The organism is Streptomyces durhamensis (assembly GCF_000725475.1).
In the GTDB taxonomy this organism is placed as follows: Bacteria; Actinomycetota; Actinomycetes; order Streptomycetales; family Streptomycetaceae; genus Streptomyces; species Streptomyces filipinensis.
This window is the reverse complement of sequence record NZ_JNXR01000015.1, coordinates 37,649-61,943: the sequence shown is the minus strand read 5'-3', so window position 1 is coordinate 61,943 and position 24,295 is coordinate 37,649. Positions and strand designations below refer to the sequence as shown.

The following is a 24,295-nucleotide window of genomic DNA, read 5'->3' as shown; positions in this document are numbered from 1 at the left end:
AATGGCCGATCGTGTGGTGGGCAAGGACGACAGGGCCGCGGTGTGGGCCCGCGACAACCAGCGCCACCTGGTCCTGCAGGCCGAGGCGGTCGCGGTCCGCCTGGACGCCCGCCCTGCCGACGCCGAGCAGCCGGAACGCGCCGCGGCGCTGCTCGCCGAGGACGTGCAGGCCGCAACCGGATCACCGGTCGCACTCGACCGGATCGCGCTGCTGTTCGGCCTGACCCGCTTCGAGCGGGACGTGCTGGTGGCCGCGGCCGCACCCGATCTCGGCCTGCCGTCCGCCACCGGGCCGGTGACCTTCGCCCGTGCGCTCGCCGCGCTGTCCGACGCGCACTGGAGTGCGCTGCTGCCCGACGCGCCGCTGCGGCACTGGCGGCTGGTCGACCTCCCTCCCCAGCCGCCGGCGGCCCGGCCCGGCGGGATCTCCCAGCTGCCGCTGACCGTGGACGAGCGGATCCTGCACGGCCTGGTCGGAGCCACCACCCTGGACGAACGGCTGTGCGGCCGGGCTCGGTTGGCCGCCGACCTCTGCCGGCTGACGGACAACCAGGGGGACGTCGCCGACGCGCTTGCCGCGCTGACCGCGCCGGGTCCGACCGCCCGGGCGGTCGTCCTGGTCGGCGAGGACCACCTGACCAGACGCCAGGCCGTGCTGGCCGCGGCCGGTTCTCATGGACTGACCTGCCTGCTCGTCGACGGTGGCGACATCCCGGCCGACGCCCCCACCGCCGACCTGTACGGCCGGATGCTCGCGCGGGAGGCCGCACTGGGTGGCCGGCTGCTGCTGATCGAATCGGCACCGGTGGCCGGAGCACCGGAAACCGTGGCGGCCGTGCTGCGGCTGGCGGCAGGGACCAGCGCACACGGCGTGCCGACCGTGCTCGCCCTGACGGAGCCGCCGCCGCGCGCCGATCTGCCGGTGCTGCGCCTGCCCGCGGCCGGCCCGGCGGAGCGCCGCACTCTGTTCGCCCACGCCCTGGCCGAGGCCGGATTGCGGGACGATCCGGCCGCTCTGGCGGACCGCCACCCGCTCACCCCGGCCGCCATCGCCCTGGGCGTCGAGCGGGCGGCCCGGCTCGCCACCGTTCCCGGCGCACACCCGGACGTGGCAGCCGCCTGCCGCGCCGCTGCGGGCCGGCCGCTGCACGGGCTGGCCGAACTGCGCCGTCCCATCGCCCGGCTGGACTCCCTGGTACTCGCCGAGCCGGCCCGGCGCGCCCTGAGCGCCCTGCTGGCGCAGGTACGGCAGCGCAGCCGGGTACACGGCGAATGGGGCTGTCCCGAGCACAGCCGCGGCCTGGCGGTGACCGCCCTGTTCACCGGCCCCAGTGGCACCGGGAAGACCACGGCAGCCGAGGCCGTGGCCGCCGATCTCGGCCTCGATGTCATCTGCGCGGACCTGAGCCAGGTGGTCAGCAAGTACATCGGGGAGACCGAGAAGAACCTGGCCCGGCTGTTCGACGCCGCCGAGGCCGGTGCGGTGCTGCTGTTCGACGAGGGCGACGCCCTGTTCAGCCGCCGCACCCAGGTGCGCGACAGCCGCGACCGGTACGCCAACCTGGAGGTCAGCTACCTGCTCCAGCGCTTGGAGACCTACTCCGGCATCTGCATCGTGACCACCAACGTCAAGGAGGCCATCGATTCCGCCTTCACCCGGCGGATGCGGTTCGTGGTCACCTTCCCCTTCCCGGATGCCGCGCAGCGGACCCGGCTGTGGGAGCGGGCCTTCCCGCCGGGCGTCCCGGTGGAGGGCCTCGACCCGGCGCGGCTGTCGCAGGTCGCCGTGGCGGGCGGCACGATCGTCCAACTCGCCCTGCACGCCGCGTTCCTGGCCGCGGAGGCCGGAGAGCCGGTGCGGATGACGCACGTCCGTGAGGCCTTGCAGATCGAGTGCGACAAGCTGGACCGCCCGCTGTCCCCACACGAGATCCGGGGGTGGGAATGATGACCGCGCCGATCGAGGTGGCGATCGAGCAGTTGGTGCTGCGCGGCATCCAGGAGCCCGACGCACCGGCCGTGCTGGCCGCCTTCCGGCGCCATCTGGCGGCCCTGCTCGCCGATCCGGCCGCGCCGGGACCGTCGGTCACCACCGAGCGCCCGCCACGCGAGAGCGAGGGACGGCAGTCGGTGCCGGACGGCGAACTCCTGGGCCGACAGCTGGCGTTCACCGTGGCGCGGGTGGTGCGGCGATGAGCGGGTCGACCGCGGCCGCGGGCCTCACCGGGCGCCCGCAACCGCTCGAGGCGGGCGTGCGCGACCAGCTCTCGGCGCGTTTCGGGCACGACTTCTCGCCCGTGCGGGTGCACGTCGGCCCGGAGGCGGATGCCGCGGCCCGCGCGCTGGACGCGAAGGCGTACACCGTCGGCCATGACGTGGCGTTCGCGCACGGCTCCTACGACCCGCTGACCGCCTCCGGCCGGTCCCTGATCGCCCACGAGCTGGCCCATGTCGTCCAGCATGGCGGGACGGCCCACGCGCCCAACTTCCTTGCCGGTGAGGGCGGCCGCCTGCCGGCTGCGTCGGCACCCCTGGAACGCCAGGCCGACCTGGCGGCGGCGCTGTCGGACCGCCCGCTGCCCCGCGCCTGGGCCTGGCAGCGCGCCACGGCCCCGTTCCTGGGACGGGCGGAGACCGGCTGGAACCCGATCACGGTCGACTACGTGAAAGCGGGTGAGCAGCGGCCGGTCAAGTGGAAGCCGGGGGGCACGTCCGGTGTCATCGCCGTCGACATGGGCGAGTTCATCCTTCCCTATGAGAAGGGCCCATGGGAGGACGTCTACCAAGAGGCCGCCAAGGCAGATCAGTTGGAAGCGACCATCTGCGTCGTGCCAGGTCAGCATCCAAGTGTTGCGATGAAGCAGAAGAGGGAGGAACCCACCAGCCGGTTGTGGTTGCAGCGCGTCCAGTGGCCCGAGAAGGATGCCCCCAGGTTGTGGCACGACGCCGGTGGGTCCGCCGGCGCCACGCTCAGGGAGCAGACCACGGCCGATGGCGTCCAGTTCGACCACATCGTGGAGCTCCAGGTAGGCGGCTCCAACGACAGGCAGAACTTCGCCCCTCACAAGGCGGACCTGAACATGAGCAGTGGCGCGACCATCGCGCAGAGCCTCTTCAGGGCCGCACGGTCTGCACAGGACGCCGTGAAGGGGCATCCCGAAGCCGAGCGAGTGGAGAATGTAGTACTCAAGTTCTCCGGTGCCACGCAAAAGCCGTCGAAGTACCCGCGGCCGGCCTCCCTGCCCTCACTGAAGAGGCAGACCAACGTCGAGGAATTCCTCGACAAGCAGCGCCGGGGCAAGGCAACGGAGCCGCTGCAGATCCACTTCACCGCGCTCCAGGATCTGGAGGAAGGAACCAGGCCCGGGCCGGTGGTGTCGGCGGGCACCGAAGGCCTGGTGCCCTACACCATCAAGGCCGGGGCCAGCTCTGCCGTTCTGCTGGTGCCCGGGCAACCGGCCGACGAGCCCGTCAAGCTCGACGGCAGCCCCATCGCGCAGAACTACAACGCCCGCCTGTTGATTCCGGTTCTGATCCTAGACACCCTGCACCGTGGGAAGAAAGCCGATTACATCACGGCGAGGGTGGACACCCGTGGTGCGAACTCCAAGAAGGGCACCAAGATCCCGCTCCTCCTGCAACACGCAAAGGGCGCGAAGCCCAAGAAGGGCGAGTCCGAGGAAGCGAGGGCACCGATCCGGCTGAACGTGGGGGCCGACGGGGTACTGAAGCTGAACCCGCAGGACAAAAAAATGAAGGTCGCCTACCCCTTTCTGAGCAGTGGTCACCTCGATGTGGACCTCACGGAAGGCGGGCTGGTCGGCAAGGGCGTCATCAAGCCCGACGTGCCGCTGCTGCGCGGAGTGGACATCGGGATCGAGCTGGACTCCGACGGCCTGAAGGGTTCCGTCAACCCCAAGCCCGAAGAGCTCACACTGCCGCCCTTCGAGGTCACCGAGTCCACGCTGAGTGTGAACCTCGCCGAGCCGTTCTCCGCGGAGGGACACGTCGGCTTCGCACTGGGGCAACGGATCACCGGCCGGCTGGATGCCAAGGTGGACTCCGACGGGCTGTTCGCGGCAGGCGCGGTACGGGCCCGGATTCCGGGGACCGACGAGGCTAAGGGCACCGTCGAGTACCGGCCGGGGACCGGACTCCGCGGTCACGCCGACGTCAAGAGCACACGCCCGTCCGGGCTGGTGCGCAGCGCGGACGTACGGGTCGGCTTCGACGGCGTGGGGTGGCAGGCGTCCGGCACCGCCGGCCTGCAGATCGGCACCACCGTCGCGAACTTGGAGGTCTCCAGCAAGGGCGACCGCATCGTCTACGCCGGGCTGGTCAAACTCACCCCTCCCGGGCTCCAGGAGCTCGACTTCCACGTCTCCTACGACGGTGAGCACCTCACCGGCACCGGGCACACCACATTCGCCGTCCACGGCGTCTCCGGCGATCTCACCGTCGCCTACCGCGACGACAGGTTCACCGGCCACGGCACCGCCGCGCTGGAGCACGGCCGGGTCCACGGCAGCCTCAAGGTCGTGCTGGACGAGCAGGGCCGGATCTCCGGCCGGGGCGAGGCTCTCGTCACCGTGCGGGAAGGCCTGACCGGCAAGGCCGTGCTCGTTCTGTCGCCGGATCAGCGGCTCCGGGTGGAAGGTGAGCTGCGGTTCCCGCCGTACAGGTTCCTGGAGCGGCGCGGCAACCGGTACCAGCTGTTCCACTACGACCTGCCGGAGATCCCGCTCTTCGCCATCCCGTTGGGGCCGAAGTCGATCGGCCTGGTGGCGACGATCAGCGCCGGGATGGCGGCGCAGTACAGCTTCGGCCCGGGCGAGATCCGCGACATGGTGATCTCGGCCGCGTTCAACCCGCTGGAGCAGGACTCCGACCTCGAAGTGGGGGCCGAGGCGCGGCTGGTGCTGCCCGCGCAGGCGGGGCTGGAGCTCGATGTGCGGGCCGGGGTGGGCCTCTCGGTCGCGGTCGGGAGCGTGACCGCCGGCATCACCGTCACCGGTGGGGTCGTGCTGAAAGGCGGCCTGGAGGCCGGTGCAAAGCTGACGTACGCCAGGCATGTGCTGACCTTCGACACGTCGGCGGCCATCCGGGTGCAGCCGGTGCTCACGCTGGCCATCGACGCGGACATCGTCGCCCAGGCGGTGCTGTTGGGCGAGAAGCGCTGGCCCTACCGGCTGGCGGCCTACTCGTACGCCACGGGGCTGGAGTTCGGAATGGTCGCGCCCTTCCACTACCAGTCGGACCAGCCGCTGCGGCTGCCCGAGGCCAAGGACATCCAGTGGATCGTGCCCGACATCGACGTACGCGCGCTGGCCGGCCGGATCGGCGCCCAGATCCGCGCGGGATTGGGGCTGTAGATGACCGAGTTCCCCGGGCGGCCGCGGGTCACCAAGGGCGCGATTCTGGCGTTCGGACTGAGCGTCCCGGTGCCCACCCAGCTGATCGTGTTCCCACTCAACCCCGACACTCTCACCCGTCGCTTCGATCTCGGCCAGGCCACCGGTGGCAAGGCTGCGCCCGGCGCCGGCGAACCGACCACCCCGGTGAACACACCCGTCGAGAACCTGACCGTCACGCTCGACCTGGACGCGACCGACCAGCTGGAACAGCCGTCGGCCAACCCCGTCACCGTGGTGAGCGGTCTACTGCCGGTGATCTCGGCGATCGAGCAGCTGATCCACCCGTCCACCGTGATGACCGCGCTGACCGACCAACTGTCGAAGATCGGTCTCAGCACCATCAAGCCGGCCACCGTGCCGTGGACGGTGTTCGTCTGGGGCATCGGACGGGTGCTGCCCGTCAGGGTCGCCGGGCTGACCGTGACCGAGCAGGCCTTCGACGCCCGCCTGAACCCGATCAGCGCCCGCGCCGACCTCCAGCTGACCACCCTGACGAAGAACGAGCTCGACCAGGCACCGTCGGCCGTCAAGGCGCTCGTCACCGTGCACGCCGTGGCCCGCGAGGCGCTCGCGGCCGTCAACACGGCCCAGTCAGCCGCACACGCCCCGTCCGTCCTGCCCCTCTGAGCACCGTGAGGCCATGCATGTTCGACCCGAGCAGCCGTTACCGGGACGTCCCGGTCGCCACGTACGTCGACGACCAGGGCCGGGCCCGGCCGTGGGTCAACCTGCGCATCCCGCCTGCCACCGGCCCCACCACCGGCTACCTGGTCCGGGCGCACGACCGGCTCGACATGCTGGCAGCCCGGGCCTACGGCGACGCGGGTGCCTGGTGGCACATCGCGGACGCCAATCCGGCCACCGCCGCTGACGGACCGGCGGCAATGCTGGACGGCCCGGGAAGCCGGATCGACCTTCCCCAACCGGTCTCGGCGGAGGTGCTGCCGTGACCGCGACCACCGTCGTCCTGCTGCTCGACAACCGCCCCGGGCCCGCCGAAGTGGTCAACTCCCTTCAGGAGCTCGTCATCGAGACCACTCTCGACACCTCCGGCACCTTCCGGCTCCGGCTCGGCACGGGGCTGGGCCCGAGCGGGGACTGGCCACTGACCGAACCGGACCGGTTCACCCCTGGCCAGAGCGTCCGGATCGGCGCCGTGATCGGCACCGGCCCGCTGCCCACCTTCCTGTTCACCGGCTACGTGGCGACCCGGTCCGTGATCTACAGCGAGACCACCGGCGGCTCCTCCATGGAGATCGGCGGCGTGGACGCCACCGCCCTGATGAACCTCCAGGACCACACCAAGGCCTGGCCCAATCTTCCCGACTTCCTCATCGCCACCCAGATCTTCGCCTCCCACCGGCTCATTCCCCAGGTGACACCGACCGGACCGGTGCTGATCGAACCGGAGGGTACGACGATCCAGCGCGGCAGCGACATCCGCTTCCTGCGCCACCTGGCCCGACGCAACGGCTTCGAGGTGTACACCCTGCCTCAGCCCAACACCGGTCTGGAGATCGGACACTTCCACCAGGTGTCCGCCGACGGCGACCCCGTCGCCACGCTCGCCGTCCGGGCCGGCGACTCAAGTAGTGTCACCGACCTGCGGATCAGCCAGGACATGCTGCGGCCCACCACCGCCACGGCAGACGCGCTGGACTTCCGGCACGCCACCCAGTCCGCCACCGTCGACGAGGCCGGTTCGACCATCGGCCGGACCAGCGTGCTGTCCCGGATCAGCCCGGCCCCGGTGACGAGACTGACCGGCACCGGGCTCACCAACGCGGGCGACCTACGCACGGCAGCACAGGCCGTGGTCGACCGATCGGCCCTGGCGATCACCGCCGAAGGCACCGTGGACGCCTCCGTCGGGCCGCTGCGGCCCGGCGACGTCATCCGGCTCGGCGGTGCGGGCGAGGCGTACAGCGGTTCCTGGCTGGTCCGCAGAGTCGTGCACCGGATCAGCCCAGCCGGGGGCTACACCCAGCGGTTCACCGCGGTGCGCAACGCGGTGGGCAATGACGGGCTGCTCGGCGCACTCGGGGGGTGACCGCGGACATGCTGGACCATGCGCTGCTCGCGGTCGGGGCGAGGACCGACGGCTACTACGGCAAGTACCGGGGAACGATCACCAGCGTCGATGACCCGCTCAAGTCCGGCCGGGTCAAGGCGAAGGTGCCCGAGGTCCTCGGCGATGTGGAGACCGGCTGGGCGCTGCCCTGCACGCCGTACGCGGGGCAGCGCTCGGGCTTGTACACCATCCCGCCGGTCGGTGCCCCGGCCTGGGTCGAGTTCGAGGCCGGCGATCCCTCCCGCCCGATCTGGTCCGGCGGTTGGTGGGGTCCTCTGGAGGCCCCGGGCGAACCGACCTCGCCGTTGCCGAGTCCGGCCCGCCGCGAGCTGACCAGCGAGACCGGCCTGACCGTGGCCCTGGACGACGATGGCCACACCCTGACGGTCAGTGACCTGACCGGCCAGAACCTGCTGGAGATCAAGGCACAGTCCGGCCAGGTCACCCTGAAGGCGCTCACCCAGGTGACCCTCGAAGCACCGGTGATCGCCCACGGGCAGCAGGCCACCGAACCGGCGGTGCTCGGCACCCAGCTGCTGAGCTACCTCACTCAGCTCACCACGCTCTTCAACACGCACATCCACCCCGGCCAGCTCGCCGCGGGAGCGCTGCCGGTGACCCCAGCCCCGCCGGTGGCCCCGTTCACCCCGCCACCAGCCAGCATGCTCAGCACCAAGAACCTCGTGGAGTGAGGAACATGACGGGATTCCGGCCCGGCGGCATGGGCGACAAGGGCGGCACCGACACTCCGGCCGCCTTCGCAGGCTCGCTCGCCGCCACGATCGAACACAAGCTCCACGACCTGGTCCGCACCGAGACCGGCAAGGAGCCATTCGCGCTGGACGACAACAGCCCTGACGCCCGCGCCCGCCGCGCACTGTTCGTGGCGATCTCGCAGGCGGTCGTCGAGCTTCTGCACGACCATGCCTCGGACGGGCTGCTGGCGTGGGACTCGGCCCACCACCCCTGCACCGTGAACATCAGGGTGGACGCCTCATGACCGGTCCGCTCGCCTTCCCGCTCCGCCCCGACGGGACCGGCCGCACCGCGAGCGCCGATCCCGACCAGCACATCCGCGACCTGATCGCACTCGTCCTGCTCACCGAGCCCGGAGAACGCGTCATGCGGCCCGACTTCGGCTGCGGCCTGCGGGCGATGGTCTTCGCCCCGCTCGGCGATGTCATGGCCACCACCACCCAGGCGCTGGTCCAGGCACAGCTGCACACGTGGCTCGACGACGTGATCAGCATCGACCAGGTGACGGTCGAGGCACGCGAGGACGGCAGCCTGGTCGTCACGGTCGCCTACCGCCGTCGCGCCGACGGCACGCCCGGCAGCAGCCAGGTGGTGGTGCCGGCATGACGGACGCCATCCTGCCGCCGTCGCCGCTCTCCCGCCGCCGCGCCGAGCTGATCACCGAGGAGGGCCGGGGCAACGGCATCGACTACGTCGAGGTCGATCCCACCGACCACACCAGGCTCACCGTCGGCGTGCTGAGCGACCTGCCCACCGGCGGTGACCCCTGGCAGCTGGTCAGCCAGCCGGACCGGGTGCTGGTCAAGGGCGGGGAACGGGTGCGCGCCATCCGGACGCTGACGGTCGCCGTGCACGACCCGCGCACCCTCGACGTCCGGGTGGACAGGGGCGGCGACCACTCGACGTACCAGCTGGAACTCGCGGTCACCGACCTGGACCCGGTGCTACGCCGGATCGGGTTCTCCTTCATGGCGGCCTGTCCGTCCGACCTGGACTGCCGGCCGCCCGGGGAGGCCGACGACCCGGCCGGGCCGGAACCGCTGCTCGACACCCTCGCCAAGGACTTCGCGAGCTTCCGCCGGCTGCTGCTCGACCTCTCCGCCCAGCGCCACCCCTCGCTGTCCGACCAGCACCCGGCCGACCTGGCGATCACCCTCCTGGAGTTGCTGGCATTCCACGCCGACCAGCTCTCGTACGCCCAGGACGCAACCGCCCTGGAGGCGTACCTGGACACCGCCCGGCGCCGGGTGTCCGTCCGCAGGCACCTCACCCTCGTGGACTACCGGCTGCACCAGGGCCGCAACGCGGCGACGGCCGTGCACCTGGCCGTCACGGCGCCGGTCACCGTACCGGCCGGTACTCGGGTGCTCACCCGGATCCCCGGGCCGCTGCCGGGCACCAGCACCGCCCCGCCCGTGGCGGTCCCGGCCGGCCTGCTGACCCCGGCCGCCCTGCAACTCCCGCCGTTGTCCGGCTCGGTGGTGTTCGAGACCACGCACCGACTCAAGGCCCATCCGCGCGGCAACCTGCTGCACGTCCACCACTGGGGTGAGGATGTCTTCCGGCTGCCTCCCGGTGCCACGACCGCCTGGTTGTGGGCCGAGGACCGGGCGCAGCCGAGCACCGCCGTACTTCCCCGACTCACCGTCGGTGACCTGCTGTTGCTGGAGCAGGTCCGCTCGCCCGGCACCGGCGCGCCCGCCGACGCCGACCCGACCGCCCGCTGGGTGGTCCGGCTGACGGACGTCCAGCCCGGCAGCGACCCCGCGTACCTCGCCGACTACGGGCGGGACTCCGAGGGCCAGGTACAGCTCGCCGAGCGCACCGACGACACCTCTCCGGCGCTCCCGCTGCTCGCCGTGCGCTGGGCCGAGACGGACGCGCCCGACCGCGCAGTGTGCGTCCGCGCGGTACGAGCCGACGGGGACCCGGTGCCGGACGTCTCGGTCGCCCGTGGCAATCTGGTCCTGGCCGATCACGGCATCACCCACGACGGCGTCGACGTCCGCCCCCAGGACTGGAGCCCCACCGCCGCCGGACCGCTCGGCGGCCCGCCGCCACTCCGGCTGCGCCTGCCCGACGCCCCGCTCACCCACCAGATCGGCGCCCTCGGCGCCGAGCGCACGCAGCTGACCGGAGGACCGGAGGACGCGGTGCCGGCCCTGTCGGTCACCGCCCGTCCCGGCTCCGGTCGGGATCAGGTGTACACGCCCGTACCGGACCTGCTCGACAGCGGCCCGAACGACCTCCATCTGGTCGTCGAGGTGGACGACACCGGCCACGGCCTGGTCCGGTTCGGCGACGGCACGCTCGGCCGCCCCCCACTGGAGGCGAGCACCTTCCTGGCCCGGTACCGCACCGGCAACGGCACCGCCGGCAATGTCGGAGCCGAATCACTGATCCACATCGGCCTGGCCGCCGCCGACACCGGCAAGGTGGAGACGGTCCGCAACCCGCTGCCCGCCACCGGCGGCACCGAGCCGGAGACCACCGAGCACGCCAGGCAGCTCGCCCCCGACGCCTACCGGTCCCACTCGGAACGCGCCGTCACCGAACGGGATGCCGTCGACGCCGTACTGCGTCTGCCGAGCGTACGGGCGGCCGTGGCCGCCCTGCGGTGGACCGGCAGCTGGTACACCTGGCTGATCGCCGCGCACCCCACCGACCCGGCCGACCTGGTCGACACCGGCGGCAGCCACCAGGAACTGTCCGCCGGCCTGCGGGCCCGGATCCTCGCCGCCATGGACGCCGTCAGGCTCGCCGGGCAGGACGTCGACGTCCGGCCGCCCTGGTTCGTCCCCGTCGAGCTGGAACTGCACGTGTGCGCCGCGGCCGGCCACAGCCGGTCCGTGGTGCGCCACGCCGTCCGGGACGCCCTGCTCGCCCGCCGGCTGCCCGGCGGGCGCCCAGGGCTGCTGGCTCCGGCGACGCTCACCTTCGGACAGCCCCTGCTGCTCGGCGAGCTCTACGCGACGGTGGCCGCCGTACCCGGTGTGGACTCGGTGAAGGCTGTCCTGCTGCGGCGTTACGACCAGTCCGACAACGGCGAACTCGCCGCAGGGCGACTCGACGTGGCGCCCTGGGAGGTGCTCCGGCTCGACGACGACCCCAGCCTGCCGGGGCGCGGCGTGCTGCGCCTGGACATGGACGGAGGTACCCCGTGAGGCCCCGCGACACCTGCCCCAGCACCCTGCCCGACACGCCACTGCCGGTGGACAACCCGCCCGGACTGCCGAGCCTGCGCACCCGGATCGGCACCTTCGGTTCATTTCGCCGGACCATGCTGGAACGCATCGCCGTCCGCTCCGAGCTCGCCGCGCTCACCACCCGCGACCCGGACGACCACGCCGTCGCGCTGGTCGAACAGTGGGCCGTGCTCGCCGACGTGCTCACCTTCTACGGCGAGCGGTACGCCAACGAGGCCTACCTGGGCACGGCCACCCGCGACGAGAGCCTGCACCGCCTGGTCCGGCTGATCGGCTACCGCCCCCGTCCGGGCGTCTCCGCCACCACCACGCTCGCCTTCACCCTCGGCGCGCGTACTGCCGTCAGCGTACCGACCGGCTTCGCGGTCCAGAGTGTGCCCGGTCCCGGGGAGGAACCGCAGACCTTCGAGACCTTGGAGGACTGCGCGGCCGACTGGCGGTTCAACTCGCTTCCCGCGTTCGGAAAGCCCGTCCGTTTCGACAAGGGCGACAACCCGCTGACCGCCCCGGGGGGCGTCCTGGTCGATCCGGCCGACTCGCCCGCGGTCCGGGATCAGGTCCGACCCGGCGACCCGGTGGTGCTGGTCACCCAGGGACACGGCCCCGACGGAGCGGTCCGCACTGTCGTGACCGCGGTGGACTCCGGACCGGCCGGCCTGCGGCTGCACTTCGGCCCCGGCAAGGGCACCGCGGTCTTCCGGCCGAAGCGAACGCTCCGCGTCTTCGGCCACGATGCGCCGGACACCACACCACCCACAGCGCATCCCGACCCGTCCGTGCCGGGGGGCGTCCGCTGGGACTGGGGGCAGCCCACCCCCGGACTCGATGTCGGAGCCGGCCGGCCACTGCCCTTGGAAGGCACGCACCAGGACCTGGCCGTCGGCACCTGGCTGCTCGTTGTGATCACCCCTCGGAACTCCGCGAAGACCGAGGAGTTCACCCAGGTCGTCACGGTGACCGCGGTCGAGACGGACGTCGAGACCATCGCCGGTGTGACGGCCCCGGTCGCGCTGGTCAGCACCTCACCGGCGTTTCCGGAGATCCCGGACCGGCGCTGTGTGCGGATCACCGAACTGCACGGCGACCGCCTGCCGCTGCTGGACTACGACTATCCGGCCACGCTCGGGAGCGAACTGTGGATTCCCGGGCTCGCCGAGGGTGATGCCGTCAGGGTGGTCGGTCCTCCCGACGCCGACCGGTCGCAGGCACCCGTCATCTCCCCGGCAGACCTGATCGAGGGACGGCGGGTGATGCTCGCCGACTCCTCCGGGCACGTCGTCGCCACCGCCCTGAAACACCAGGCCCGACGCGAGCCCCCGGACGCGGTGCCGGGCACGTCCTGCCATCTCGTCGTGCCAGTCGGCGCGAGCCCGGACGAGACGGCCGCCCTCGACGCCGCCACCACCAGCCTGCTCGGCAACGCCGCCGCGGCCGGCCACGGCACCACCGTGCCCGGCGAAGTGCTCGGCTCCGGCGACGCCTCGGCCACGTTCCAGCGGTTCGCGCTCGCCAAGGGCCCGCTGACCCGGGTGCCCGCGCCGACGCCCGAGGGCTCGGTGCCCGCGCTGACCGTCCGGGTGGACGGCCTGGCCTGGACCGCGGTGCCCGAACTGCTCGCGGCCGGCCCCGAGGACGAGGTGTTCGCCCTGCGCACCGAACCCGACGGCTCGACCACCGTCCAGTTCGGCGACTCGGCCACCGGTGCCCGCCCCCGTACCGGCGCATCCAACCTCGTCGCCGTCTACCGGCACGGCGCGGGGCTCGCCGGCCGGGTGCGCGCGGGCAGCCTGACCCAGGCACTCCACCGGCTGCCCGGCGTCGAGGCGGTGGTGAACCCGGCCGCCGCGCAGGGAGGTGCCGACCAGGAGAACGCTACTGCGCTACGCGAGCGGGCCCCAGGCATCGCCCGGGTACTCGGCCGGGCGGTCAGTGCCGCCGACTGCGTGGACATGCTGATCGCCACCGGTCTGGTGGCCAAGGCGAGTTCAGCGACGCTCTGGGATGGCCGGGGCATGCTGATCGCCGTCACGGTCGCCGCTCCGGCGGGCGGCACGTTCGCCCCGGCCAGCCTCCGGCTGCTGGCCCAAGTGGTGGCCTCGGCGAGCCCGCCCTACCGCCGGGTGGTGGTCCAGGACCACGTCCCGGTCCCGGTCACGATCACCGCCACGGTCGTGCCCGATCCGGGCGCGGATGCCAACAGCGTGCTCGCAGCCGTGCGCCAGGCCCTGTCCCACCGGCTCTCCTTCGACCGCACCGCACTCGCCCGCCCCCTGCACCTGTCGGACCTGTACCTCGCGACGTCCGACGTGCGAGGGGTCGCGGCGGTGAACATCACCGAGCTCGCATTCCTCCGTCCGGACGGCCTGACCGACACCGAGTGGGATGCCTACCTGACCGCGCATGGAGCGGGCACCGATCCGCTGCCGGAACGGCTGCGCCTGCTCGGCGTCCGCACGGACCCCCAGGGCACCGTCCTGCCCGCCGAGCTGCCGTCCCTCACCGCCGAGGACCTGACGGTGACTCTGGTCGCCGCTCCACCGACGCCGACCACCGGAGGCCTCGAATGACCGCAGCCGACCGGCTCTACGCCCAGCTCCCCGCCGCGATCCGGGTGAGCGATGCCGAGGCGGGCGAACCACTGCGGGCGCTGCTCAGCATCATCGGCGAGCAGGCGGACGCGCTCGCCGCAGACATGGCCCGCGGCTACGACAACCTGTTCATCGAGACGTGCGAGGACTGGGTCGTCCCCTACCTCGCCGAACTCATCGGCGCCGTCCCGCTGTACGACGCCGCCCGGTCCCAGGACGACGCCACCGCGCTGATCGAGTTCGAGGACCTGCGCGGCCCGCGCCTGCTGCCGCCCGCCGGGGCGAGCGCCCGCGCGGACATCGCCCGCACCATCGCCCTGCGCCGCCGCAAGGGAACGGTCTTCGGCATCGCGGACATCGCCCACTACGCGTCGGGCTTCCCGGTGCACCTGGTCGAGGGTCTCGCCCGGACCGGCTGGACACAGCACCTGCGGCACTCGCGGCCCGACCTCGGCACCGCCCGGCCCACCACCCGGCTCGACAGCAGCCTGACCGGCACCCCGTTCGACCGCACCAGCCGGTTCGCCGACGTCCGCCGCCCGGACGGCCCGCGGGGCTGGTACCACCCGGCCCACGTGACGATCGCCGTCCACCGGCAGCGTGCGGTGGCCCATCGCCGGGTGATGGCGAGCCCGGCGGACCGCCCCTGGCGCTTCCGGCTCGACCCGCTCGGCCTGGACCGACCGCTGTTCACCCCAGGCAGCCGCGATGCCGAGCTGCCACCGCAGCTCCAGGCCGCGGCAGTACCGGCCCCCTTGGCCCCGGCGCTGTTCGAGACCGATCTGCTGGCGCACCGTCAGGCGCCACTCCTGCCGCCCGCCGACGCCCGTCCTGCGCACACAGTGCTGTACGGCGCAGTGGGCGAGGAACCGGGCGCCCCGGCGGCGAGCCTGGGCGTCTGGCTGGACAAACTGTTCGTCACGCCCGCCGCCGACGAGACCGCCCCCGACACGGCGTACGCGGCCCAGGTGGTCAGCCGCCGCCTCGCCCCGTGGCCCGCCGCCCGGCCCACCGGGCGGGTGCTCGCCGTCGACGTCCGCCACGGTCGGGTGGCGGTGGGCGACCAGCTGGCACTGCCGTCCGAGCTGCGCGCCTCGTTCTTCCACGGCGCGGCCGGAACGATCGGTGGCGGCAACTACGACCGGTCGGGCTGGCTGGTCGGGACCGCGCCCGACCAGGTGATCACCGTGGCCGCCCAGGGCGCCGACCGCACCGCGCTGACCGACGCTCTGACCGACTGGGCCGCGAGCACGGCCCGGCACACCCTCGTCCGGCTCCTGGACAGCGAGACCTACCGGCTCCCGGGCGACCTCGCGCTCGCCGGACGCACCCTGGTGATCGAGGCCGCGGACCTCGAGCGCCCGGTGCTCCGCCCGGTCACACAGGATGCCGTACTGACCGTGGACGGCGACGGCTCGCTGACCCTGTCCGGTGTCGCCCTGGACGGCCGGATCACCACCGGGGCCGAACTCGCGCGACTGCGGCTGCTGCACTGCACCCTGCCTCCGGGCGGAGCACACGATGCCACCGGTGCCCCGCTGGCGGACGGGCCGAGCCTCAGGGTCTCCGGGCCGTCGCCGCGGCTGCGTGTCCAGCTCGCCTTCAGCATCCTCGGCGAGATCGTGCTGGACGCGGCCGCCGACGAGGTCCTTCTGCTCGACTCGGTGCTCTCGCGCGGCACCGGCACCGACACGCTGGGCGGCCCGGCAGCACCGGAGACCGGTTTGCGCGCCGAGCGCAGCACCTTCCTCGGCAAGGTCTCCGCCCGAACCGTGGAGGCGAGCGAGTGCCTGTTCGGTGACCGGGTGATGGCTGCCCGCACCCAGCAGGGCTGCCTGCGCTACTGCTACGTCGCGCCCGACGGCAGCCGTACCCCGCGCCGGTTCGCCTGCCAGCCCGAGCTCGCGGTGGCCCGAGCGCTCGCCGGGATGACCGACCTCGCTGCCCGGGCCGCCTCGGCCGCGGCCGAACGCCGCCGGGTCCGGCCGGTGTTCGTCTCCCGCCGGTACGGCGACCCGGGCTTCGCCCAACTCGGGCCGTCCTGCCCGGCCGAGATCGCCACCGGCGCCGAGGACGGCAGTGAGATCGGCGCATACGGACACGTCAAGCAGGCCCAGCGGCTGGACAATCTCCGCCGTCGGCTCGACGAGTACCTCCCCGCGGGGATCACAGCGGGCACCAGCCTCATCAACTGAACCACGTCTGAGCACACCCGAAGGAGCAGCGCATGCCGGGGGACTACACCCGCCTCAGCTACGACCCGGTGGACGACTTCAACCGCCCCAGGACGCAGCAGGGCCGCGTGCTGCTGGACGCCGACCTCAACGAGCTCGCGGATGCGGTCGACCACCGGCTGCGCGCGCTCGCCCTGGACGTCCTCGGCCCGTGCACAGCCCCGCTCGACCTCGATGCGGGCGCCACGCCGGGCGCCACCGGTTTCCGGATCGCCGCCGCCGGCGCGTCCTTCACCATCGGACTCGGCCGTCTCTACGTCCACGGCCTGGAGCTGGACAACCACGGCAGCAGCCCCTGGCACGTCGAGCGCGGGCTGCAGGACCTGCGCGGCGACGCGCCCGTTCCCTACGAGAAGCAGCCCTACTACCCGAACCCGCCCGCGGTGGGCGCCGGACGGTACCTGGTGTACGTCGACGCGTGGGAGCGGGAGGTCACCGCGGTCGAGGACGCGGGTCTCACCGACCCCGCGGTCGGGGTGGACACCGCGGCACGCATGCAAACGGTCTGGCAGGTGAAGCTGCTCGCCGCCGGCTCCAGTGACCTCAGGTGCAGCACGCCGAACGAGAAGGTGCCGGGCTGGGCGGCGGCGACCGCCCCCTCGGCCGGCCGGCTCACCACCGCCGAGGTCGGCGTGCCGGCCGACACCGATCCGTGCAGCGTGCCGCCGGACAGCGGCTACCGGGGCTGGGACAACCGGCTGTACCGGGTGGAGGTGCACGACGGCGGGACGCTCGCCCAGGCCACCTTCAAATGGTCGCGGACCAACGCGAGCGTGGCGACGGCCGTCCTCGGCGTGGACACGACCGGCACCGTCCTCTCCGTCGCTCGCACCGGGCGCGACGACGTCGAGAGACTGCGCGAGGGTGCCTGGGTGGAGGTGGTGGACGAGGAGCACGAGCTGCTGGGAAAGCCGGGCTTCCTGGCCCAGGTGATGACCGTCGACCGGGTCGACGACATGACCCAGGAGGTGACCCTGTCGGCCGCACTGCCCACCGCCTTCCTGCCGGTGACGCCCGGCAGACGGACCCGGCTGCGTCAGTGGGACCAGGCCGGCACGGCCGGCACGCTCAAAGTCGCCGACAGCACCGGCGGCCTGGTCCTGGAGGACGGCGTCCAGGTCGCCTTCTCCGACGCCCCGGCGGGCGGCCTGCTGCGCACCGGAGACCACTGGACGTTCACCGCCCGCTCGGCCGACGGCCGGATCGAGCACCTCGACAAGGCGCCGCCCCAGGGCCCCAAGCACTTCTACGGCCGGCTGGCCGTGATCGACCTCGCGGGCGGCTCGGTGAGCGACTGCCGGACGATCTGGCCGCCGGTGCGAGAGGGCGGTGGGTGCGGCGACTGCACGGTGTGCGTGACGCCGGAGTCGCACGCCTCCGGGAAGCTGACCATCCAGAAGGCGGTGGACCGAGTCGCGGCCACCGGCGGCCGGGTCTGTCTGCAGACCGGGCGGTACCGGCTGCGTGAAACGGTGGCGGTCACCTCCGGCCGGTCGGTAACCATCTCCGGCCACGGCTGGCAGACGGTCCTCGAATACCCCGGTAACGGACCCGCGCTGAGGCTGGACGGCTGTCAGGGCGTGGTGATCAGTGACCTGTCGATCGTCATGGGGGCGGCGGAGCAGGGACAGGACGAGATGCCCGTGGGCATCGCGGTGACCCGCTCGATCGGCCTCGAGGTGGTGCGGTGCGGGATTGTCCACTCCGGTCTGCTCGGGGAACTGGGCTGGTTCGCCTCGGCCGGTGAGGCGACGGCCGACGACACCGGTGCACGGGACCTGGTCTCGCTGGCCGAGGCCGACCTGTCCCCAGGCGTGGCGCTGGCACTGGGCGGGGCGGTCGGATCTCTCGCGGTACGCGACTGCGTGCTGGTCGCCGGGATCGGTGTCGCGCCGCTGGACCTGTTCGGCTCCGATACCCGGGGCCTGCTGCTCGGCGGCTTCGAACTCGCCGACTCGGTCGTGGTCGGCGCACTGGCCGGCGTGTATGCCGACGAATCGGTGAGTACCGCGCTGGGGGTGGTCATCCGGGACTCGGTGGTTTCGGGGGCGCGGTATCCGGCCCTGCTCTGGGAAGCGGCAGCCACGGCCGGGGGAACGCTCACGGTACGCGGATGCCTGCTCAAGGGCAGGCCCGCCGGGGCATGGATCGGGTCCTCGGGTGCTGATCTCCTCGACTCGCAGATCGTGGGCTTGCCCAGCGGTACCGAGCAGTCCACGGACGGGTCCGGCGTGCTGCTCAACGCTGGCAGGCTCACCGGGGTGTTGTCCGACGTCCGGGTAGGCGGTTGCGTCATCCGGGCCGCCGGCTACGGCGTCCTGTTGCAGGGAACCCAACAGGACGTGGACATCAGTGGCTGTAGGGTGGACGGCGCCCAGGGTGGCATCGCCATGGAGAACAGCACGGCCGACGGCGTGCGGATCGTGGTCCGGGACAACGACATCCGCTCGACCTCGGGATCCCGTGAGCGCCTGGGGCGGTACGTGGGCATCAAACTGGTACGGGTCAGCGATGGCGAGGTCCGAGGCAACCTGGTGCACGACATCGGGGCCCGCGACAAGCTGCTCACGGGCATCTCCGTCGAGGACTGCGATGCGCTGATCGTGCGCGAGAACACCATCACCGGCCTGGCGTCGGCGGAGGGCCGGGCGCAGACCATCGGCATCGCGGCGCAGCCCTGGCACCGGAGACTGGACATCGTCGACAACGTGATCGACGGCAGTCCCGAGCCGGCCGACAGCGTCGGAATCTCCCGGGCGGCCTGGGCGATCATGCTGAGGGCATTGGAGCCGGCTACCGCAGCACGGCCGACAAGGATCCCCGGGGCCGTCGTGCACGAGTTCGAGGCGGCGTCCCCGGTCCATTACGTCGAGCTACCGGAGGGCGTCGTCCGCGTCACCCCGTCGCGGGTGTTCGGTGCCCGGCCCGCCGCGACCCCCGCGACCACGATCCGGGGCAACCAGATCGAGGCGGCGGGAATCACCGAAGTGGTCGTCTTCGCCCTCGCCGGGCCGCTGCTGTTCAGCGACAACCGGGTGCGGCGGACGGGCGCGGACGACACCGACGCAGCACCCGCCATCGTCGCCGGAAGCGTCGAATCCCTGGTGGCCTCCGCCAATCACATCGGGTCGGGTGGTGTGCCGATGCAAGTGGAGGTCCAGCAAACGGACCGCAACCACGAGGGCCAGCCTGCCGCGGCTGTCGTGGGGAACGTGACCAACGGCGCGATCGAGCTCAACGGGTCACAGTCCGCCTGGTGGTGGGAACGGCTGAACGTCGTGCTGTAAAACGAAGTATCCCGCCGGTTCGAGTATCTAGGAGCCAGAGTTGATCAGTGGAGCCGACCCGCGGGAGACGACCCTGCGGACCCTGCAGACCCTCGTCCACCAGGAGCTGAACGGTATCGACGACCTGGAGGCCCGGCGATCGGACGAACTGCGACAGCGGATGCACCTGGCGCATGCCGTGATCGAGCACTCGCCGTCGGATTCGCCAACCCACGACGCTGCCACCGGCGCCCGACAGGCGAGCGAAGAACAGCTCGAGGAGGTCGGACGGCTTGCCGATGCCCGGCGCCAGGCACTGGTCCGGGCCCTGTATGACCTGGAGGTGCTGCTCACCAGCAACGAACGGGGGTCCTGAGGGCATGGACGCGGTGCCGATTTCTCAGGCAGGAGAACCGACAGCACGTCACACCGCTGACCATCCCAGCCTTCGCCCATGGGCTGAGGGTTCGCTCGTTGACCGGTCCGGCGGCCGGCATCTCCGGGTCGGCGACCACCGGCGCCGACCTGGAGATCCAGCCTGTTCCTACCCGCACGTCCACTTCACCGCCGCCGCCCACTACTCGAACGGCCCAGTCACCCGGCGATGATCATTGACATCCCCCGTGGCCGCCCGCGATGGTCGGCACCAACGGGCCGACCGTGGGAGCCGCAGATGACTGGTCAGAGCGTGGCATCGACCGACCCGGAACAGGGCGCGGTTCTGCGACTACTCGGCACCTGGAAGTTGTCGGTGAACGGGCAACCGGCCGAACTGCCGGCTACCGCACGTCGGATCATGACGCTGCTGGCTCTACAGGGGCCGCTCACTCGGTCCGCGGTTGCCTGCATACTCTGGCCGGAAGCCGATGAAGCCACTGCATCGTCCCGGCTTCGCACAGCGCTGTGGCGCTTGGCACAGGGATGCCGCCTGGTCGATATCCGGGCTGGGGAACTTGTGCTGGCCGCCTCCGTCTCGGTGGACGTCCGTCGCATGCTGCACACGGCCCGCACGCTGATGGATGCTACCCGGGGCAGAACGTCGACGGACCGATTGCCACACGATGCGGCGTCGGTCGACGTGTTCGAAGAGGATCTCCTCCCCGGCTGGTACGAAGACTGGCTGATGATCGAGCAGGAGCGGATTCGGCAGACCCGTCTTCACGCCCTCGAGGCCCTCTCCGACCTGATGCTCCGGCAGATGCGATACGCCGAGGCCATCGACGCGGGCCTTGCCGCGGTTCGCGCCGAGCCACTGCGGGAGAGCGCACACCGAGCGGTGATCCGCGCCCACCTGGCCGAGGGCAATCTGGTTGATGCCATCCGCCAGTTCGAGGTGTGTCGACACGCTCTGCTCGAAGAGCTCGGTGTGGCGCCCAGCGCCGAGCTCGTGACTCTGCTCCCGGTCCACGTCATCTCCTGTGAGCAGGATGTCGCATGGGAAGGCGGCTCCCACAGCTGGACTTCGGCCTTCGGTCGAAGGGGCCCTGACGGTGGGGTGGATCAGGCGACCGGGCGTCGGCTACGAAGCCAACCAGACGGGAAAACACTCAATAGTCGGCATTCGGATGTGGGAACACGATCGTACTGAGACGAGCTATGTCTGCGCTTTGAGGATAGCCCGGAGAATGTCGTTGACGCCCTTCTCTCTGGAAAACATTCCCTGGTAGCGCCCACAGCGGGTAAGTGCGACGAAAGCGTCCTCTGTGCTCAAAATTCTCTGTTCCTACGATTCCGACGTACCCGGTGTGGCGTCCACGTCCGCAGCCGCGCGTCGGAGCACCGGCTCGAACAGTTCATCAAGCCGTGCAACTGTGACCAGTCTCTGGTTTCCATGCACCTCAAATTCCTGGCCGACTTCCGCCGCCAGCAACCGCTCAGGAATGAAGCTATAGCGTTCATGGTCCGTCCGCAAAGACGCCGGCGGTTCCTGGGCCTGCCGATATTTGAGCATGGCCCGGTGATAGGCGCTCGCCAGATCCGGGCGAGCCAGCAGCTGGCCAAGAAGATCAGCGGGCGGGGCCCACCCGCGGTAGACGCCCGGGCCACTGTCGCCCATTGTGGCCAAGAAGACGATCGCCTTGGGTCGTTGCAGTCTTGCGGCACCAGCGCACAACACCAGCAAGCGTGATTCCCACCAAGCCGTCCCGTCTTCGATGTCCACAACCGCTACTTCATTCCGAGTGGCATTTCTCCGCCGTGCTGCTGTCAATCAGTGCAATACCGGGCAGGAGGCCCATAGACGGGGAGGCGGCGACTTCCCGCACTTCATGCCGGGCCTCCGGAAACTGTAGACGCAAGCCGAATGCTTGGACTGAACTCACCGTGCCCAGGACCACGAGAAATATCGGAATCAATGCAAGTATCAGAATTCCAATGAGGACAAGGTTTTCATGTTTATCACTCGGCCACCCGGCGGTTGCCCGCAAGACAGCCGCCACGGCGAGCAGGCAAACCAAGATCACGGCCGCTTCTATCAGGGCAGACCTGGCACTCCCAGGCCAGAAGGGGCCACTTGACTTGTCCACCCTTCTGACTATGAGACGGAGAACGGTTCCCGTCAATCCGAAGGCAGCCGATCACGTTTGGGCAGGCGAAGAAAAACGGGAAAGTGACGCGAGCGCGGACCAGGGAAAACGACACCACAGAGTCTGCGGATCGGAGCGATCCTCCCGTCGGGACGTCGGATGTCACGCGGCACTTCGTTGAACACCGAAATCGCAGAACCGGCCATCACACGTAGTGACTGAGGTAGTGGAAGGCGTGCGACGAAACGCAGTGCTGGAAGTACACAGTCCAGCCCCGCAGCCAGAAGCCCAGGAAGGTGAAGCCCTCGTCGAGATGGACGATGTCCGTCTTCTCCTCCGACAGGCGCAGGCCCACTGCGAGAGCACCTCTGCGACCTTCTCCCCGACCCCTTCAGCGTGCGCTTTGGCCCCGGCGACCATCACCACGAAGTCGTCGGGGTACCGCACCAGGCGGATGTCGCTCCTCCGCGACGGCGGTGCCGGATCCGCGCGTTGCTGTTGTTCCCGGCCACCTTCCACTGCTCGGCGAAGAACTCGTCGAGCACGGACAAGGCGATGTTGGCCAGCAGCGGCGAGAGAATGCCGCCCTGCCGGGTGCCGGTGTCGGTGCTCCTGACCATCTGGCCCTCGGAGAGGATGCCGGCCTTCAGGAACGCCTTCACCAGACCCAGAACGTACTTGTCTCCGACGCGGTCGCGCACCCGGCCCGTGAAGGCGGTGTGGTCGATCTCGTCGAAGCACGCCGTGATGTCCGCCTCCAGGACCCAGTGATTCCCAATGTGGATTGTCAAGCCTGATGTGACGCCTGGTGTGGTGGCTATGCCGCTGCGTGGTCGGGCCGAGGTGGCTCGACGGTGAAGGTGCGTTGGTCGCGTATGAGCGCCCACAGCACGTCGAGGCGCCGCCGGGCGAGTGCGAGCACGGCCTGCTTGTGTGTCTTCTTTTCATGGCGTTTGCGCTGGTAGAAGGCATGTGAGGCGGGGCAGCAGCGGGCGGCGACTTGAGCGGACAGGTAGAAGACACGCAGGAGTCGGCGATGGTAGCGGCGAGGGCGGCGCATGTTGCCGCTGATCTTCCCGGAGTCCTTCGGGACCGGGGCCAGGCCGGCAACGCCGGCCAGGCACCCTGCGCTGCCGAAGGAGGCGATGTCTCCACCGGTGCGGGCAACCAACTCGGCGCCGAGCAGGGTGCCGATGCCGGGCATGCTGGTGATCGCCTCGGCGTGCCGGTGCTCGCGCAACCGGGCCTCGATCTGCGTATCGATGCGGGCGATCTCCTGGTCCAGGTCTGTGACCGCTCGAGTCAGCGTGCATGCCATGGCCGCGGCCGTCTTCTCGCTGGGTACCTGGGTGTGTTGCAGGTTCGCGGCTTCGATCGCTGTGGCCGCGACGGCGGACGCATTGCGGACCTTGCGGTTGGCCAACCAGGCGGCGAGCCGTGACTGGCCCATGCTCCGCAGGCCGGCAGGGTCTGGTAGCCGGCCAGGAGGGTGAGCGCGGCTTTGGAGGTGTTGTAGTCGAAGGCACGCTCAAGGGCCGGAAAGTACTCCAGCAGTTGGGCGCGAAGCCGGTTGATGGCGCGGGTGCGGTCTGCGGACAGGTCGTAGCGGCGGGCGGTGAGGATCCGCAGGTCGACCGCGATCTCGTCCCACTCCTGCAAGGCAGTCGACTCCACCAACTCATGCGGGGGATCCGTGGCGCCGCGCTCTTCGAGTAGATCGTGGATGGTGACCGCCAGATGCCTCCAGACCCGGCGGTGGTCCTGGCCTAAAACTGGGAGCCGCCTCAGAAGATCACGCTCACTCTTCTGGGCGGTGGCGTAGGCAGCTAGGCTCCGCAGAACCTCCAGCCCATGAACCGGACCGGAGGCGGTCACTCCGAGCCGGTGCCGGTCAGCGTGATCTCGTTGCCGAAGGATTCCAGGCTCTCCAGGCACTGCCGCATTGTCTTGCGCCACGGATCGCTACTCGGTTCGATCTCCATTTGGGGACCTGTGGTTCATGCACGTATTCCGAAAGCTTGCCGTTGTGTCCGTGATTGATCGCCGCGGACTTCTGTAGGAGGAGCCGGGCGAGACCTCGGTCACCAAGACGAGTTAGCGGTTCGGGGCGCGCTGGTGAGTAGACGAGGCGGCGTCGGTCCCGGCAGTGGTGAGGGAAGCCGGGGGCTTGTGAGCCTGGGGACCAGTTGGGGACCACACGGTGTCAGCAGCACTGAGCGGCACCCACGCCGACGC

Annotated in this window: 18 protein-coding genes and 1 pseudogene; 15 read left to right on the top strand and 4 right to left on the bottom strand. The window is 71.0% G+C overall.

Features of this window, described 5'->3' with window-relative positions; translation table 11 throughout:
- Position 1 precedes the first annotated feature (1 nt).
- The 15 genes from IO33_RS0122075 (at position 2) to IO33_RS47605 (ending at position 21,123) form a co-directional block, all read left to right on the top strand.
- Complete coding sequence (locus tag IO33_RS0122075) at positions 2-1,948, top strand: ATP-binding protein (RefSeq protein ID WP_051926899.1); 1,947 nt, start codon at positions 2-4, stop codon at positions 1,946-1,948.
- Entirely contained in the window at positions 1,948-2,196 is a 249-nt protein-coding gene (locus tag IO33_RS0122070; protein ID WP_031167659.1) for a hypothetical protein, read from the top strand. Before IO33_RS0122075 ends, IO33_RS0122070 begins: the two co-directional genes overlap by 1 nt.
- Positions 2,193-5,372 carry an eCIS core domain-containing protein gene (locus tag IO33_RS51740; protein WP_031167657.1) on the top strand — a complete coding sequence of 1,060 codons (3,180 nt, stop codon included), beginning with the start codon at positions 2,193-2,195 and terminating at the stop codon, positions 5,370-5,372. The genes IO33_RS0122070 and IO33_RS51740 overlap by 4 nt, the downstream gene beginning before the upstream one ends.
- A complete protein-coding gene (locus IO33_RS0122060) occupies positions 5,373-6,041 on the top strand; it encodes a hypothetical protein (protein WP_031167654.1) in 669 nt (222 codons plus the stop codon).
- A 17-nt stretch (positions 6,042-6,058) separates the two neighbouring features.
- A complete protein-coding gene (locus IO33_RS0122055; protein ID WP_051926898.1) occupies positions 6,059-6,364 on the top strand; it encodes a hypothetical protein in 306 nt (101 codons plus the stop codon).
- Positions 6,361-7,464 (top strand): phage late control D family protein, encoded by a 1,104-nt coding sequence (locus tag IO33_RS0122050; RefSeq protein WP_031167652.1) that lies wholly within the window; start codon positions 6,361-6,363, stop codon positions 7,462-7,464. The genes IO33_RS0122055 and IO33_RS0122050 overlap by 4 nt, the downstream gene beginning before the upstream one ends.
- The gene (locus IO33_RS0122045) at positions 7,461-8,177 is read left to right on the top strand and encodes a phage baseplate assembly protein V (RefSeq protein WP_209438896.1); all 717 of its coding nucleotides are present in this window, start codon (positions 7,461-7,463) and stop codon (positions 8,175-8,177) included. Before IO33_RS0122050 ends, IO33_RS0122045 begins: the two co-directional genes overlap by 4 nt.
- A 5-nt stretch (positions 8,178-8,182) precedes the next feature.
- Positions 8,183-8,485, top strand: a complete 303-nt coding sequence (locus tag IO33_RS0122040) for a hypothetical protein (protein ID WP_031167648.1) — start codon at positions 8,183-8,185, stop codon at positions 8,483-8,485.
- Entirely contained in the window at positions 8,482-8,847 is a 366-nt protein-coding gene (locus IO33_RS0122035; RefSeq protein WP_031167645.1) for a GPW/gp25 family protein, read from the top strand. Before IO33_RS0122040 ends, IO33_RS0122035 begins: the two co-directional genes overlap by 4 nt.
- A complete protein-coding gene (locus tag IO33_RS0122030; protein WP_031167643.1) occupies positions 8,844-11,405 on the top strand; it encodes a putative baseplate assembly protein in 2,562 nt (853 codons plus the stop codon). The genes IO33_RS0122035 and IO33_RS0122030 overlap by 4 nt, the downstream gene beginning before the upstream one ends.
- The gene (locus IO33_RS0122025; RefSeq protein ID WP_031167641.1) at positions 11,402-14,014 is read left to right on the top strand and encodes a baseplate J/gp47 family protein; all 2,613 of its coding nucleotides are present in this window, start codon (positions 11,402-11,404) and stop codon (positions 14,012-14,014) included. The genes IO33_RS0122030 and IO33_RS0122025 overlap by 4 nt, the downstream gene beginning before the upstream one ends.
- Positions 14,011-16,230 (top strand): hypothetical protein, encoded by a 2,220-nt coding sequence (locus IO33_RS0122020; protein ID WP_031167640.1) that lies wholly within the window; start codon positions 14,011-14,013, stop codon positions 16,228-16,230. The genes IO33_RS0122025 and IO33_RS0122020 overlap by 4 nt, the downstream gene beginning before the upstream one ends.
- 32 nt (positions 16,231-16,262) lie before the next feature.
- Positions 16,263-19,556 (top strand): DUF6519 domain-containing protein, encoded by a 3,294-nt coding sequence (locus IO33_RS0122015; protein ID WP_031167638.1) that lies wholly within the window; start codon positions 16,263-16,265, stop codon positions 19,554-19,556.
- Positions 19,557-19,596: 40 nt separating this feature from the next.
- Entirely contained in the window at positions 19,597-19,911 is a 315-nt protein-coding gene (locus IO33_RS0122010) for a hypothetical protein (RefSeq protein WP_031167636.1), read from the top strand.
- A 297-nt stretch (positions 19,912-20,208) separates the two neighbouring features.
- Complete coding sequence (locus IO33_RS47605; RefSeq protein ID WP_157857884.1) at positions 20,209-21,123, top strand: AfsR/SARP family transcriptional regulator; 915 nt, start codon at positions 20,209-20,211, stop codon at positions 21,121-21,123.
- Between the two features lie 135 nt (positions 21,124-21,258).
- Here the strand turns inward: IO33_RS47605 and IO33_RS0122000 are convergent, their stop codons facing one another.
- The 4 genes and pseudogenes from IO33_RS0122000 to IO33_RS52575 all read right to left on the bottom strand — a co-directional run.
- Complete coding sequence (locus IO33_RS0122000) at positions 21,259-21,696, bottom strand: hypothetical protein (RefSeq protein ID WP_031167631.1); 438 nt, start codon at positions 21,694-21,696, stop codon at positions 21,259-21,261.
- Positions 21,697-22,265: 569 nt separating this feature from the next.
- Complete coding sequence (locus IO33_RS52585; protein WP_245235847.1) at positions 22,266-22,415, bottom strand: group II intron maturase-specific domain-containing protein; 150 nt, start codon at positions 22,413-22,415, stop codon at positions 22,266-22,268.
- Between the two features lie 64 nt (positions 22,416-22,479).
- Positions 22,480-22,851, bottom strand: a complete 372-nt coding sequence (locus IO33_RS52580) for a reverse transcriptase domain-containing protein (protein ID WP_051926896.1) — start codon at positions 22,849-22,851, stop codon at positions 22,480-22,482.
- Between the two features lie 26 nt (positions 22,852-22,877).
- Positions 22,878-23,707, bottom strand: a pseudogene (locus tag IO33_RS52575) (transposase); the annotation flags it as partial.
- Positions 23,708-24,295 lie beyond the last annotated feature (588 nt).